The following is a 13,504-nucleotide window of genomic DNA, read 5'->3' as shown; positions in this document are numbered from 1 at the left end:
CTCAGTGTGCGCGGTCACAACGCTGGTGTCTGCCCCGGGGCCGGGTACAGAATGGCGAAGTCTCTGTTGCGTCCAGCGCCCGAGGTCGAATCGATGAACCGCTCACGCCTCATCCTCGCTGTGTTGTTGTGCTCCGCAGGGCTGGCAGGTGTGCCGGCCCCGGCCGGCGCGACATCACCCCCGCCCACCATCGTCGCGACGGTCCTCCCGACCCCGAGCGGAGACAGCAATGCGTCGCTCATGTCGATGGCATGCGGCGGACCCGGGTTCTGCGTCGCCGTCGGGCAGGTGTTGGTCGGATCGACGCTGCAGGGGCTGATCGACACCTGGTCCGGCGGGACCTGGACCACGCAGGTGGCACCGCTGCCCGCCAACGCAGCCGCCGGGTCGGCGTCCTCGATCCTCAAGGCCGCCTGCGGCGGGATCGGGTTGTGCGCCGCGTACGGGACCTACACCGCCACCGACAACCACCAACACACCTCAGTCCTCAACCTCACCAGCGGCAGTTGGCACATCGGGGATCTGGGCGTACCCATCCCGGCCGGCGGCTACGGCTACAGCGTCGCTGGAGTCGCGTGTGCGAGCACCGGATGCGTCGTGGTCGGCAACTTCTACGATCAGACCGGCGACACTCTGCGGCACTCGTACGTCGCCATTGACCAGGGCGGTGTCTGGTCGACCCAGACGATCACGCCTCCTGCCGACCACATCAACTTCGGTACGGCTGGCTCTGGGACTGCCGTCACCTCGCTGGCTGATGTCTCGTGCACATCGAGCCTGTGCTTCGCCGTCGGCACCTATCCGGTCGCAGACGGCACCGGACGCGGCTTTGCCGCAGCGATCGACCCCGGTGCCAAGACGGTCAACGCGACCCAGATGCCGTTGGGTGCGGTCTCCGCGTTCGGTACCGTCGAGCAGGTCTCGTGCGCCGCCTCCGGCGGCTGTCTGGGAGTGGGGAGTTATGCCGACGCGGGGAATGTCTTCCACCGGGTCGTCCTGCCGATCGGGGGCGGCTCATCTCCGCTGGCCCCCGTTCCGACGCCGACTCCCGTCCAGGGCGGCGGGATGCCCACTGTCGCGTCCACCGAGTGCGTGGCGGTGTCCGGCGGTGCGAACTGCCTGCTCAGCGGCAACTACTCCGACACCGCCACTCCGACCGGGTTTCCGAACTACGTCGACCAACTCGTCGGCAGCACCTGGTCGGCGGTCACGACCACGTTCCCGCACGTCCTGACGAGTTGGGGCTGCGGATCTGCCACCTTCTGCGTCGGCACGGCTGGCGGGTCCGCGTACCAGGCGCAACAGGCGATCACCACGTACGCGGGAGGCGTCTGGACGACGCAGGATGCGCCCGATCCGGTGTCCTCGGCCTTCCCGCTGCCGCACGCCAGCACGATGTGGGCGGTCGCGTGCGATGCGCCCACGTCCTGCTGGGTGCTGGGGAGTGCCACGACGAACGAAGGTCTGGTCGAGCACGTGACGCCCGCCGCGGCACTGCCGACCATCTCTCTGGTGAGCCCGTCGGTGCCGTTCACCCTGGCGTCCACGGTCAAGGTCCAGTGGTCTTCGACCGGCGCGACGACGATCCAGTTGCGACGCCAGATCGCCTCGGCGAAGGGCGGCTTCGGCACGTGGAGCACGATCGGCACGTACCCGGCGAGCACGGTGGCGGCCAATGCCACCGGACTGGCCCGAGGCGGCGACTACTGCTACTCGGTGCGGGCGATCGGTCCGGGAGGTACCACCGGCTGGACTGGATCCCGCTGCGTGTCGGTCCCGTTGGATGACCGGGCGGTGTCGGCCGACAGTCACTGGAAGCGCGTGAGCTCGGCGGCGTACTGGAATGGCACCGCCACCTCGACGACCACCCTCGGCGCACGGATGAGCTTCTCCGGCGCCCAACTGGATCGACTGGCGATCGTGGCCACGCGGTGCCCGACCTGCGGCAAGATCGCGGTGTACGTGGGGTCGAGTCTGGTGGGCACCGTGAACCTGGCAGCGGCGCACGCAGCCAACCGGGTGCTGATCGTGTTGCCGCATTTCAGCTATCGACTTGGCACGGTCACGATCAAGGTTCTGACCTCGGGCCACCCTGTGGTGATCGATGGCTTGGGGATCTCCCGGAGCTGATCCGCCTCGGACATGGACCGGTAGGACAGAATCGGATCCATGGCCGGCCTGATGGCAGACACCCCCGCGGATCGCGTACGCCGTCGCGACCTGCGACGGATGAGGATCATCGCGACATCCCTCCTGGCGATCGCCGCCGTGATCTTCCTGGCCACCATCGGCCACGGTGGGGTCTGGGGCTACGTCAACGCCGGCGCCGAGGCCTCGATGGTCGGTGCGATCGCGGACTGGTTCGCGGTCACCGCGATCTTCCGCCACCCGCTCGGGCTGCCGATCCCGCACACGGCACTGGTGCCGAAGCGGAAGAACGAGATCGGCGCCTCGCTCGAGGAGTTCGTCCTCGACAACTTCCTGGCCGAGGAGGTCATCCGCGGCCGGATCGAGGTCACCGAACCGTCGCTCCGGTTCGGGCGCTGGCTCTCTGAGCGTGAGAACGCCGTCTGGTTGGTGGGCGAACTCTCGACCGTCGGCGCGACGGCCCTGGGTCAGGTACGCGACGACCACGTGTCGGCGCTCTTCACCGAAGCCCTGGTGCCGCGGCTCATGGAGGAGCCGATGGCTCCTCTACTCGGTGTCTCCCTCGAGGGAGCGGTGGCCGACAACCTGCAGCACGGGCTGATCGATCTCGGCCTCACGGAGCTGTACGGCTGGCTCTCGACGCATGAGGAGACGGTGATCGACGTCCTCGCCGAACGGGCTCCGTGGTGGACGCCCGAGGCGCTGAAGGATCCGATCACCCGACGTCTGCACCAGGAGATCCTGCGCTGGGTCGCCGACATTCGCGACGACCCGTACCACCGCGCCCGCAAGGCTTTCGACGGCTGGCTCGCCGAACTGGCCCAGGACCTGCAGCACAACCCGGACACCCAACAGCGCGCCGAGGCGTTGAAGGTGCGGCTCCTTGATCACCCGCAGGTGCTCGCGACCACCGTGCAGCTGTGGAACGCGTTGCGGCGAGCGCTCACAGCAGCTCTGCGCGATCCTGACGGTGCCCTGCGCGACCGGATCGCCGACGAGGCCCAACTGGCCGCTCGCCGGATCGTCGAGGACGCTTCGCTGCGCGCCAAACTCGATGCGTCCGCCGCCAAGGCCGCGGTGTGGATGGTCCAGCGCTACGGCAAGGAGGCGACCGCCGTGATCACCCACACGATCGAACGTTGGGACGGCCGCGAAGCCTCAGAACGCATCGAACTCCACGTCGGTCGCGACCTGCAGTTCATCCGGATCAACGGCACGATCGTCGGCGGTCTGGCGGGGGTCGTGATCCACACCGTCTCGACACTGGTTCACTGATCCTGTGTTCGGACGTACGAAGAAGTCGCAGGAGCCGGAGAAGCCGGCGTACGAGGATGTCCCGATCCGCGAGGAAATGATCCGCCTGGGGCAGTTCCTCAAGCTCGCCAGCCTCGTCGAGCACGGCGGCCAGGCCAAGGAGGTCATCGCCGCAGGCGAGGTCGTCGTCAACGGCGAGGTGGACGTACGCCGCGGTCGGCAGCTGCGAGCAGGCGACCTGGTGTCGTTCGGGGGTCAGACCGTACGCGTCGTCAACGAGGCCGACTTCGAGGACAACCTCCCCTGGTAATCCGCCGAGACCCGGCATCCGTCACCTCGAAACCCGGCATCTGTCACGTCGAGACCCGACATCGGGCACAGAAAGCGGCGCCGCCCCGAAGGACGACGCCGCTTGATGTCTTTGTGAGCTACCGGACTTCGAGCAGGTCCACGACGAAGATCAGGGTCTCGCCCGGCTTGATCACGCCGCCGGCGCCGCGCTGGCCGTAGCCGAGGTGCGGCGGGATCACGAGCTGGCGACGACCGCCGACCTTCATGCCGGCCACACCTTGGTCCCAGCCCTGGATGACCATGCCCGCACCGAGACGGAATCGGAGCGGCTCGCCACGGTTGTACGAGGCGTCGAACTCCTCGCCGGACGAGTGGGCGACCCCGACATAGTGGACCGACACGGTCGAGCCCGAGGCGGCCTCGGTGCCGGTGCCCTCGACGAGGTCGGTGATCACCAGATCGGTCGGGGGAGTCGGGTCGACGAAATCAACTTCAGGCTTCGTTGGCATGTCCCGAGCCTAACTGCCCGGTTTCTCAGCATCGATGCGTACCGTCGCCACCATGGGCAATCGGGAGCCGATGAGTCGCGGTACGCGCCGATCTGGGGCAGTGGCCGTGGCGCTGTTGGCGACGGTGTCCTTCGTATTCGGGTCGGGTGTCCCGGCTGGTGCCGTCACCGCGACTCCGGCGTCACACGCCACCGTCACGTACTGCCAACAAGCGACCATCACCGCCAGCTGTCTCCACGCGGCCGTCGCCGACTTCAACATCGCGCGACACAAGGAAGGCCTCGGACCGATCGTCCTGCCGACGAACTTCGTGCACCTGTCGGTGCCCAAGCAGCTGTTCGTACTGATCAACATTGAGCGGATCGATCGCCACCTGCCACCGTTCAACGGGCTCTCCAGCGCGCTCAATGCGGCAGCGCAGACGGGTGCGAACAAGTACGCCACTCCGCAGCCTCCCTCGCACATGCCGGCCGGAACCCCACACGCCAGCGCGTGGTCACGGGCCTCCAACGCTCTGTACGCCGAATTCGTCTGGATGTACGGCGGCAGTGCGACGGTGCGCAACGGCCTCCTGATGAACGTCTGTGGTCCGCTGACAGCAGGGGCGGCGCTCGCCTCCGGGCATGCCGGTGCCGGTGTGTTCCTCGAAGGCCTCGACACCCGTGACCGTGCGGACGTGTTCACCTGGAACGGGGAGCGAGCGTACTTCCCGGCCGCGAGCCGCGAGCGTGCCACGGCGAGCCTGCCCTGGGTCGTACGCACCTCGGCGCCGAGCTTCTACCGGGACAACTACTGGACCCTCGGCATCAGCAGCCCCGGGACGTTCTCGCCCGCCGCCGCAGTCCGCGCCCAGTGGTACGTTGACGGCGTGGCTCAGCCCGGGGCAACGAGCCACCAGTACACGCTCACGCGCGCGCAACACGGACACACGGTGTCGGTGAAACTCACCGCCGGGCGCAGCGGCTACATGAGCTGCGGCAAGGCGTACGACTTCGGCCGGATCTCCTGATCAGTCTTTTCCGAACAGGGGAGTGACCGTCCCACCGAGAGCCTCGGGCCAGTCGGGGTCGTGCTCGTCGGACCCGCCGAGGAACGACATCGCAGCCTCGTAGAGATGCGTGTTGGTCGCGATCGCGTTGGCGCCCCATGGCCCCGGCGTACCGTCCAGCGAGGTGAAGGTGCCGCCGGCCTCGGTCACGATCGGCGCCAGGGCTGCCATGTCGTACAACTCGAGCTCAGGCTCGGCGGCGATGTCGACCGCACCCTCGGCGAGCAGCATGTAGGACCAGAAGTCGCCGTACGCCCGCGTACGCCAGACCCGTCGCATCAGTGCCAGGACATCCTCGAGCTGACCGCGGTCCTCCCACCCGTTGAGGGATGAGTACGCGAACGAGGCGTCCTCGAGGCGGCGTACGTCGGAGACCTGGTTGCGTGCCGCCTTCATCAGGGACTTGCCGGTGTAGGAACCCTGACCCTTGGTGGCCCACCAGCGGCGTCCGAGCTGGGGTGCGGAGACGACCGACATCACGACCTCGTCCTCAACGGCGAGCGCGATCAACGTGGCCCACACCGGGACGCCGCGTACGTAGTTCTTGGTCCCGTCGATCGGGTCGATGATCCAGCGGCGGGCGGAGGTGCCGCTGGAGCCCTCCTCCTCGCCGGTGATCGAATCCCGCGTACGCGCCTTCGCGAGCGTGCGGCGGATCGACTCCTCGACGGCCTGGTCGGCGTCGCTCACGGGCGACAGGTCGGGCTTCGTCATCACGTGCAGATCGAGCGCTTTGAAGCGGTCGGTACTGATCGAATCCGCGTCGTCAGCGAGCAGGTGCGCGAGACGTAGATCGTCCGTGTAATCAACCACGGGCTACACCGTAGTCTCACTCGGTTGCTGCAGACTGCACTCATGACGTTCAACGGCCTCCCGCTCCATGTCCTGGTCGTCCATCTGACGGTCGTGACGCTGCCTGCACTGGTGCTCGTATCGCTGGTGTCACTGCATCCGCGCTGGCGTGATCGACTCCGGATTCCGGCGGTGGGTCTGGCGCTCTTCACGGCTGCGTTGGTCTGGTTCACGGTGAAGACCGGCGAGTCGTTCCAGCACGACAAGTTCCCGACTCCGACGGCCACGCTGAAACAGCACATCGATGCTGCCAACACCCTCAAATGGGTGACGTACGGGTTCGCTGCCTTCGCGCTCGTACGGCTTGCGCTCCATCGGCGTTCGGGCGTTGTCCGTCTCGTCCTGTCAGCCGCGCTGATCGTCGGGGTCGTCGCGCTCGGCTACTTCACGTTCAAGACCGGCGAAGCGGGCGCACGTGACTCCTACGGCGGCTACTACAGCCACTGACCTGACAGATGCCGGGTTTCGACGTGACAGATGTCGGGTCTCGGCATGACGGATGCCGGGTTTCGGCGGGTCAGAGCTGCCAGTCGGGGGTTGAGCGTGCGGCCAGCAGGCGGCGGAACGAGTTGACCCGGTCGGCGTCGATCTCGCCTGCCTCGAGCGCGACATCGAGCCCGCATTCGGGCTCGTCGGTGCCGTGCGTACAGCCACGAGGGCACTCCTCGGTCGCCTCATCGAGGTCGGGGAACGCGGTGATCAGATCGTCCGGGTTCACGTGGGCCAGGCCGAAGGACCGGATGCCCGGGGTGTCGACGATCCAGCCGTCCTGCCCCCACTCGGGCGGCAGCGCGAGCATCAGTGCCGAGGTGGAGGTGTGCCGCCCGCGTCCGGTCACGGCGTTGACCACACCGGTTTCGCGGTCCGTACCCGGCACCAGCGCGTTGACCAGCGTCGACTTGCCGACGCCCGAGTGACCCAGGAGGACCGAGGTCCGGCCGACAAGGTGCTCGCGGACATCGGCCAGGTCGCCACCGCGACGGGTCACCACCCACGGCACCCCAAGGGATGCGTACGCGCCGAGGAACTCGTCGGGCGATTTGAGGTCGGCCTTGGTGAGGCAGAGCAGGGGTGCCAGGCCGGCGTCGTACGCGGCGACGAGGGCTCGGTCGATGAGCCCCGATCGGGGCTCCGGGTCGGCCAGAGCGGTGACGATGACCAACTGATCGGCGTTGGCGATGATCACCCGCTCGACCGGGTCGTCGTCATCCACCGTGCGCCGCAGGGTGGACTTCCGCGGCTGGATCTCGACGATGCGGCCGTAGGTGCCGTCGCTGCCTGAGAGATCTCCGACGACCCTGACGCGGTCGCCGACCACCACCCCCTTGCGGCCGAGGGGTCGTGCCTTGACTGCCCAGATCTGACGACTGTCACTGAGTTCCTCAGTGAGGGCGATGGTGAACCGGCCCCGGTCCACGGTGACCACGGTCGCCTCGGTGGCGCCCTCGTATGTCGGACGGTCCTTGGTGCGCGGTCGCGTACCCCGTTTCTTCGGGCGGTCGTACGCCTCGATGTCCTCGGAGTAGCGCGCCATCAGAAGAGCGCCGACCAGGCCTGGTCGAAGTCGGTGAAGGTCTTGGAGGTGGTCGCGATGTTCTCGACCTCGATCCCCTCGACCGCAGCCCCGATGATCACACCGGCATGGGCCATCCGGTGGTCGGCGTACGTACGCCAGACGCCGCCGTGCAGGGGCGCCGGCTCGATCACCAGTCCGTCGGCCAACTCGGTGACCTTGCCGCCGACCGAATTCAATTCGTTCGCCAGCGCGGAGAGACGGTCGGTCTCGTGCTTGCGGATGTGTTCGATGCCGGTGAGGCGCGAGGGCGACGAGGCGAGGGCGGCCAGTGCTGCGACTGCCGGGGCGAGTTCGCCGACGTCGTGCAGGTCCAGATCCACACCTCGGAGCGCGTCGGGTCCGACGACGGTGAGGCCGTCATTCGACCAGGTCACCTCGCAGCCGAAGGCGGTCAGGATGTCCCGCAGCGCATCACCGGCCTGCGTGGTGCGCTCGGGCCAGTCGCGTACGGTCACGGTCCCGCCCGAGATCGCTGCCAGCGCGAGGAAGGGCGCGGCGTTCGACAGGTCGGGTTCGATCCGGCGATCGACCGCCTTGATCGGCCCCGGCGCGACCGTCCAGCGGTCGGCGACCGAGTCGTCCACCACGACACCGTGGTCGCGCAGCATCTCGATCGTCATCTCGATGTGGGGGAGCGAGGGCACTGGTGCACCCACGTGGCGTACGTCGAGGCCGGTGTCGTACCGCGCAGCGGCAAGCAGCAGCGCGCTCACGAACTGGGAGGACTGCGAGGCATCGATCGTCACCTCGCCTCCGCGTACGGACCCGGTGCCGTGCACGGCGAACGGAAGACGATCGCCCTCGACGTCGGCGCCGATCGCTCGCAGTGCCGCCAGGATCTCCCCGACGGGACGCTGTCGCATGTGCTCGTCGCCGTCGAAGGCGACGGTTCCACTCGCCAATGCTGCCATCGGCGGCACGAAGCGCATGACGGTGCCGGCGAGGCCGACGTCGATGGATCCGTCAGCGGTCAGCGGCCCGGGTGTGACGGTCCAGTCAGCGCGGGTGGTGTCGATGTCGGCGCCGAGTGACCTCAGGGCCGCCGCCATCAACAGCGTGTCGCGGGACCGCAGCGCTCCGCTGACGAGGGAAGGTCCGTCAGCCAGCGCCGCCAGGATCAGGGCGCGGTTCGTGAGGGACTTGGATCCGGGGAGCGAGACCTTCGCCTGTACGGGTGCGCTCGCGAAGGGCGCCGGCCAGGGATCGAGGGTCACGGGTGGCAAGTCTACGGACCGCTGACCGACGCGTCGCCTTGGTAGTTCGTCCCTGCGACGGAGACCGCGTACGACCACGGGCCGCTGGGGATGAAGTCGAAATGGAGCAGTTGCTGGTCGCCCGGACCAGTCGAGGTGTACGAGCAGGTCAGCACGACTGTCCCGGGAGCGGCACCGGCGGCGCTGCCGCAGACGGATTCGTCACTCAGAGCCGGAGCCCAGGCATCGAAGCCGGTCAGCGTGATCGACACGGTCGACGTCAACCCGGCCGCGAGACCGTGGAGTTTCACGCGGAGGTGCTGGTACGTGCCGTAGTCGTGGGTGTCGACCATCAAGGTCGGCTGGGCCACTGGAAGTGGGACGGAGATCGTGACCGTGGCGGTCGAGGACTGCCCCTTGGCATCAGTGATCGAGTAGGTGAAGGAGTCCGCCTGCGGGCTCCCGCTCGGTGCGTACCGGATCTGGTCGCCGACGACGGTGGCTGCGCCGTGGCTGCCCTGGGTGAGGACGACGGGCGTCGCCCCGGAGGGGTCGCTGTCATTGGCGAGCACGCTGATCAGCACCGGGCTGGAGGAGGTCAGGGAGACGGCATCGTCATGCGCCTGCGGTGCGGCCAGGACGCCGAGTGTCACCTGGACGTCACCGGTCGTACGCAGGGTGCCGTCGGACACCGTGTAGGTGAACGAGTCGGTCACGGGGGATCCCGGGACGCTGCCGTAGCCCGCAGCCGGGCGGTAGACGGCCGATCCGCCACTGATCGAGAAGGTGCCGCCGTGGGTCGTGGTCCCCGAGGTCGGGACCAGGGTCAGGACATCACCGTTCGGGTCGGTCGCGCCGGCCAGCAGCGGGATCGTGGTTGGAACGGGCAGGGTCCAGCTCGCCGGCGCGGCGGTGGACACGGCAGGTGCGATCGGAGCGGCGTCCAGTGTGGTGACGTTCACGGACCCAGTCACGGTGAGTCCGTTGGTGTCACCGATCGTGTAGCGGACGGTGTCCGTGCCCTTCCATCCCGGCTTGGCGGTGTAGATCACTGTGCCCGGGGCAGTGCGCGCAAACACGAGGGAAGCTCTGAGCGCGGGGATGCTGACGGTGCCGTGAGCCGCCGTCACCTTCACGATGTGCAGGCCGTCGGCCGGGTCCTTGATCCCGAGGAACAAGTTGAGGGTCACGCTGCCGGACGGCGGCGCGGTCACGGGTGCTGGCGGCTGGACGATCTGCGGTCCCGTCGGCGGCGGAGTCGCCGGCGGGGTGGGCGCGACGCTCGGCGGAACCGTGACCCGAGCAGGCGGCACGTGCGGTTTGGGCGTCGGTGACGGCGTCACAACCGGCGGGGTGACGGCTGGCGTCGTCGGAGCCGGGGCGGAGGTGATGGGCGGCTTCGGACCTGCCACGACGGGTGCCGGTGAGCCCGAGGTTGCTGCGACGGCCACCGCGACCGCGACGCCGGCAGCGGCGACACCGCCAGTGACACTGGTCGCCTTGCCTGCCGGAGTGTGGATCAGCCAGTGACCCAAACCGACGAGTACGCCCTTGGCGGCGATCCCGTGGGCAGCGGCGAGATAGCCGGCGCCCGCAGTGCCGAGCAGGGCCGGCGCCAGGATCGCGCCGAGGTGCGAGTTGACCTCGGTGAGCTCGAGATAGATGGCGGTGCACTCGCGGCACTCGCCGAGGTGCTCCTCGATCTTGACGGACGTACGACGCGACGTCCCGCCGCGGATGTAGGCACCCAACTCGCCACGGACGTTCGCGCACACGTCCTCGGCAGCGTCGTTGGCGTGCATGGTGACGAACGCCTGACGCAGGCCCTCGCGGGCCCGGTACGCCAGCGCGGACACCGAGTTGGCGCTCATGCCCAGGAGGGGAGCGATGTCGGCGGGCTTCTGCCCCTCGACCTCGGTGTGCCACAGGACCTGCTGCCAGCGTTCGGGGAGCGAGGCGAAGGCCTTCGCAGCGGTCGCGTTCTCGAAACCGCTGACGACGGTGTCGTTGAACGGCACGCCCGGGTCGTACGGCGTCAAATCGTCGGTCGTCGTCAGGCGCGAGGAGGCCCGCAGTTTGTCGACGTGAAGTCGTCGCAACGAGGTCAGCAGGTACGCACGGAACGCGAGATCGGGGCCGCCACCACGCTGGAGCACGCCCAGGACCTTCGAGAAGGCCTCGGACACCAGGTCGTCGACGTCACCAGCGGAGACGAGCTGTCGGGCCAGCCGGCGAGCCGCATCGGCGTGCCGGGCGAAGAGCGTTCCGTACGCCTCGATGTCGCCAGCGCGTACGGCCGAGATGAGCTCAGCGTCGCCAGGACCGTCGATTCCGGGCGCAGACGCACCCGGCGCGGCGTAGTCCGGCTGGCTGCTCACGTTGTACCAACGTTCCAATGTCGAAAAGATGACGCGGGATTCGGCGTCATGTCTGTGATGTTGTCTCGTCTCATCGTCGCACGGTGCTTCGTGGAGGGCACCCGTGTCGTTGGACTGAGGGAGGGTGAAATGTCGGACCGCAAGCGCGCCAGGCGGCTGCGCCTCATCCCTTCCTCGCGCCGCACCTCGCTGCCGAACGCTGTCGTCGAGTCGTTGCCGCCCATGTTCAACGTCATCGCTGAAGCCATCGTCGCGGGCCTTGCCGTGATCGACGTGTGTGACGTCGTCGGGCGCGATCTCGCGGCCCTCGGGGTGAGCCTCGACGGGGCCCTTCGCGACCTGCGTACGACGACCCGACTCGCCGTCCGACGTGACCCGTCGTTCGACGAGACCCATGCGTTGTCGCTCGGCTGGAGCGAGGCAACCCTGGGCTACCTTCACGGGCTGTCCTGCGTGGATCCGCTCACAGGGCTCGCCACCCAGGCTCACCTTCGGGAGGCGATCGCGGCGGTCTATCGCGACGCCGAGCCGGGCAACCGTGCGCTGGTCGTCCTCGACAGTTCCGACCGTGGCATGGCGATGAGTTCGGCCCGGACGATGACCCTGCTGGGCCAGCACGCCCGCTCCGTGTTCGCTCGCGACGAGACGATCAGTCAGGTCGGCAACGGCCGGATCGTCGTGTTGGCCGATCGCTCCGCCGGCCTTGGCGAGCGGGTGGCGCTGTTGCGGCGCATGGTCGGCGACAACGCCCAGCGCGTCTGGATCGAGGGTCTGCCGACGAGCGAGGGCAGCGCCGCCTTCCTGCTCGACGAACTGGCGCGTACCTCTCACTGAGAGACCAACTGCCCGGGCAGTCCCTAGACTGCCTGCGTGTGCGGCCGGTACGCCTCGAGCAGACGTCCTGAGGACTTGATCGACGAGTTCGACGTCATCGAGTCGCGCGTCGAGTTCCCGATCGCCACCAGTTACAACGTGGCTCCGACCGACGAGACCTACGTGGTGATGTCGCGCGGCGAGGAGCCCGTACGCACGCTGGCCGTGGCCCGATGGGGGCTCGTGCCCTCGTGGGCGAAAGACCGCGGCATCGCGTCCAGGTTGATCAACGCGCGCAGCGAAACCCTCGCCGAGAAGCCCGCCTTTCGCAGGGCGTACGCGTCGCGTCGTTGTCTGATTCCGGCCGATGGCTACTACGAGTGGTACGTGACGGCCGAGTCCAAGGCCGGGAAGCCGGTGAAGCAGCCGTTCTATCTGACACCGCGCGACGGCGAGACCCTGCCGATGGCGGGCCTGTACGAATGGTGGCCCGATCCGGCGAAGGCCGAGGACGATCCGGATCGTTGGCTGCTGAGCTGCACGGTGATCACGACTGCGGCAGCCGACGAGATCGGGATGATCCACGATCGGATGCCGCTGGTGGTCCAGTCGGACGACTGGGCGGCCTGGCTCGACCCGACCGTCAGCGATGCGGCGGAGTTGCTGCATCCTGCGGTGGAGATCGGCCTGACGGCGTACCCGGTCTCGACCCTGGTCAACAGCGTCCGCAACAACGGTCCTGAGCTGATCCAGCCATTGGAGGTAGACGCATGATCACCGTCGAGACCCCGTACGGACCGGGCCGGTTGGTCGTGGCGCAGGCGAAGAACCCGATCGGCACGCTGCTGCTCTCGCACGGCGCGGGCAACGGGATCGACACCCGGGACCTGGAGGCACTGGCCGCGTCGTTGCCCGGCGAGGGTTTCGCCGTTGCGCGGTTCGAACAGCCGTGGCGGGTCGCGGGACGAAAGGTGGCCACGGCGCCGGCGACCCTCGACGTCGGTCTGAAAGCAGCCGTTGCCTCGCTGGTGTCGACGGCTTCGACTTCTGGCCCACTCATAGTGGGTGGCCGCTCCGCCGGTGCGCGCTCCGCCTGCCGCTCGGCTCGTGAGCTGGGCGCCCGGGGCGTCCTGGCGCTGGCCTTCCCGCTCCACCCTCCGGGCAAGCCGGAGAAGAGCCGGAAGGACGAGTTGGCGGCCGGCGTACCGGTCCTCGTGGTGCAGGGAGCCAACGATCCGATGGGCCGTCCGGACGATTTCCCGGAGCGGACCGAGATCGCCGTGGTGCCGTTCGCGGACCACGGTTTCAAGGTCGCGGCGCGCGCGCCGATCACCCAGACCGAGGCCCTCGATCTCATCGTGGAGGCGACTCTGGAGTGGCTCGTACGCGAGATCGTGGGCAGCGGTCGGGAATGACTGCGCGGCTGGCTGGCGTTGACCCTG

General features: G+C 68.3%; 13 protein-coding genes. 8 read left to right on the top strand and 5 right to left on the bottom strand.

Annotated elements, in window-relative coordinates; translation table 11 throughout:
• Positions 1-93: 93 nt before the first annotated feature.
• The 3 genes from KCTC_RS14630 to KCTC_RS03490 all read left to right on the top strand — a co-directional run bounded on the left by KCTC_RS14630 (position 94) and on the right by KCTC_RS03490 (position 3,712).
• Complete coding sequence (locus KCTC_RS14630) at positions 94-2,130, top strand: hypothetical protein (protein WP_164512459.1); 2,037 nt, start codon at positions 94-96, stop codon at positions 2,128-2,130.
• A 39-nt stretch (positions 2,131-2,169) separates the two neighbouring features.
• Positions 2,170-3,423, top strand: a complete 1,254-nt coding sequence (locus tag KCTC_RS03495) for a DUF445 domain-containing protein (protein WP_197715240.1) — start codon at positions 2,170-2,172, stop codon at positions 3,421-3,423.
• A 64-nt stretch (positions 3,424-3,487) separates the two neighbouring features.
• On the top strand, positions 3,488-3,712 hold the full coding sequence (locus KCTC_RS03490) for an RNA-binding S4 domain-containing protein (RefSeq protein ID WP_269461452.1): 225 nt from the start codon (positions 3,488-3,490) through the stop codon (positions 3,710-3,712).
• A 118-nt stretch (positions 3,713-3,830) separates the two neighbouring features.
• On the opposite strand, the gene KCTC_RS03485 is transcribed toward KCTC_RS03490, so the two are convergent.
• Positions 3,831-4,202: an FKBP-type peptidyl-prolyl cis-trans isomerase gene (locus KCTC_RS03485; RefSeq protein WP_125566799.1), complete on the bottom strand. Its 372-nt coding sequence runs from the start codon at positions 4,200-4,202 to the stop codon at positions 3,831-3,833.
• Between the two features lie 52 nt (positions 4,203-4,254).
• Between KCTC_RS03485 and KCTC_RS03480 the strand changes: the two genes are divergently transcribed.
• Positions 4,255-5,211: a hypothetical protein gene (locus KCTC_RS03480; RefSeq protein WP_125566797.1), complete on the top strand. Its 957-nt coding sequence runs from the start codon at positions 4,255-4,257 to the stop codon at positions 5,209-5,211.
• Here KCTC_RS03480 and KCTC_RS03475 read toward each other — a convergent pair whose 3' ends face one another.
• Positions 5,212-6,063, bottom strand: a complete 852-nt coding sequence (locus KCTC_RS03475) for an inositol monophosphatase family protein (RefSeq protein WP_125566795.1) — start codon at positions 6,061-6,063, stop codon at positions 5,212-5,214. It abuts the gene before it with no gap.
• A 42-nt stretch (positions 6,064-6,105) separates the two neighbouring features.
• On the opposite strand from KCTC_RS03475, the gene KCTC_RS03470 reads away from it, so the two are divergent.
• Positions 6,106-6,549 carry a hypothetical protein gene (locus KCTC_RS03470; RefSeq protein ID WP_125566793.1) on the top strand — a complete coding sequence of 148 codons (444 nt, stop codon included), beginning with the start codon at positions 6,106-6,108 and terminating at the stop codon, positions 6,547-6,549.
• A gap of 70 nt (positions 6,550-6,619) precedes the next feature.
• Here KCTC_RS03470 and rsgA read toward each other — a convergent pair whose 3' ends face one another.
• From rsgA to KCTC_RS15130, 3 genes are read right to left on the bottom strand one after another with little or no spacing between them, the layout of a single operon-like run.
• Positions 6,620-7,636, bottom strand: coding sequence for a ribosome small subunit-dependent GTPase A (gene rsgA / locus KCTC_RS03465; protein WP_125566791.1), 1,017 nt, complete (start codon positions 7,634-7,636; stop codon positions 6,620-6,622).
• Positions 7,636-8,892: a 3-phosphoshikimate 1-carboxyvinyltransferase gene (gene aroA / locus KCTC_RS03460; RefSeq protein WP_231998813.1), complete on the bottom strand. Its 1,257-nt coding sequence runs from the start codon at positions 8,890-8,892 to the stop codon at positions 7,636-7,638. Before aroA ends, rsgA begins: the two co-directional genes overlap by 1 nt.
• Before the next feature lie 11 nt (positions 8,893-8,903).
• Positions 8,904-11,249, bottom strand: a complete 2,346-nt coding sequence (locus tag KCTC_RS15130; protein WP_164512458.1) for a sigma-70 family RNA polymerase sigma factor — start codon at positions 11,247-11,249, stop codon at positions 8,904-8,906.
• Positions 11,250-11,378: 129 nt separating this feature from the next.
• Here KCTC_RS15130 and KCTC_RS14625 point away from each other — a divergent pair, with 129 nt between their 5' ends.
• From KCTC_RS14625 to KCTC_RS03440, 3 genes are read left to right on the top strand one after another with little or no spacing between them, the layout of a single operon-like run.
• Positions 11,379-12,083 carry a hypothetical protein gene (locus KCTC_RS14625; RefSeq protein ID WP_164512457.1) on the top strand — a complete coding sequence of 235 codons (705 nt, stop codon included), beginning with the start codon at positions 11,379-11,381 and terminating at the stop codon, positions 12,081-12,083.
• Between the two features lie 36 nt (positions 12,084-12,119).
• Positions 12,120-12,836, top strand: coding sequence for an SOS response-associated peptidase (locus KCTC_RS03445; protein ID WP_125566784.1), 717 nt, complete (start codon positions 12,120-12,122; stop codon positions 12,834-12,836).
• Positions 12,833-13,477 carry an alpha/beta hydrolase family protein gene (locus KCTC_RS03440; RefSeq protein WP_125566782.1) on the top strand — a complete coding sequence of 215 codons (645 nt, stop codon included), beginning with the start codon at positions 12,833-12,835 and terminating at the stop codon, positions 13,475-13,477. The genes KCTC_RS03445 and KCTC_RS03440 overlap by 4 nt, the downstream gene beginning before the upstream one ends.
• Positions 13,478-13,504 lie beyond the last annotated feature (27 nt).

Origin of the sequence: Nocardioides baekrokdamisoli, from assembly GCF_003945325.1 — a bacterium.
Classification (GTDB): Bacteria; Actinomycetota; Actinomycetes; order Propionibacteriales; family Nocardioidaceae; genus Nocardioides; species Nocardioides baekrokdamisoli.
Note: the sequence above shows the minus strand (reverse complement) of the source record. Positions and strands in the feature narration are given on the sequence as shown.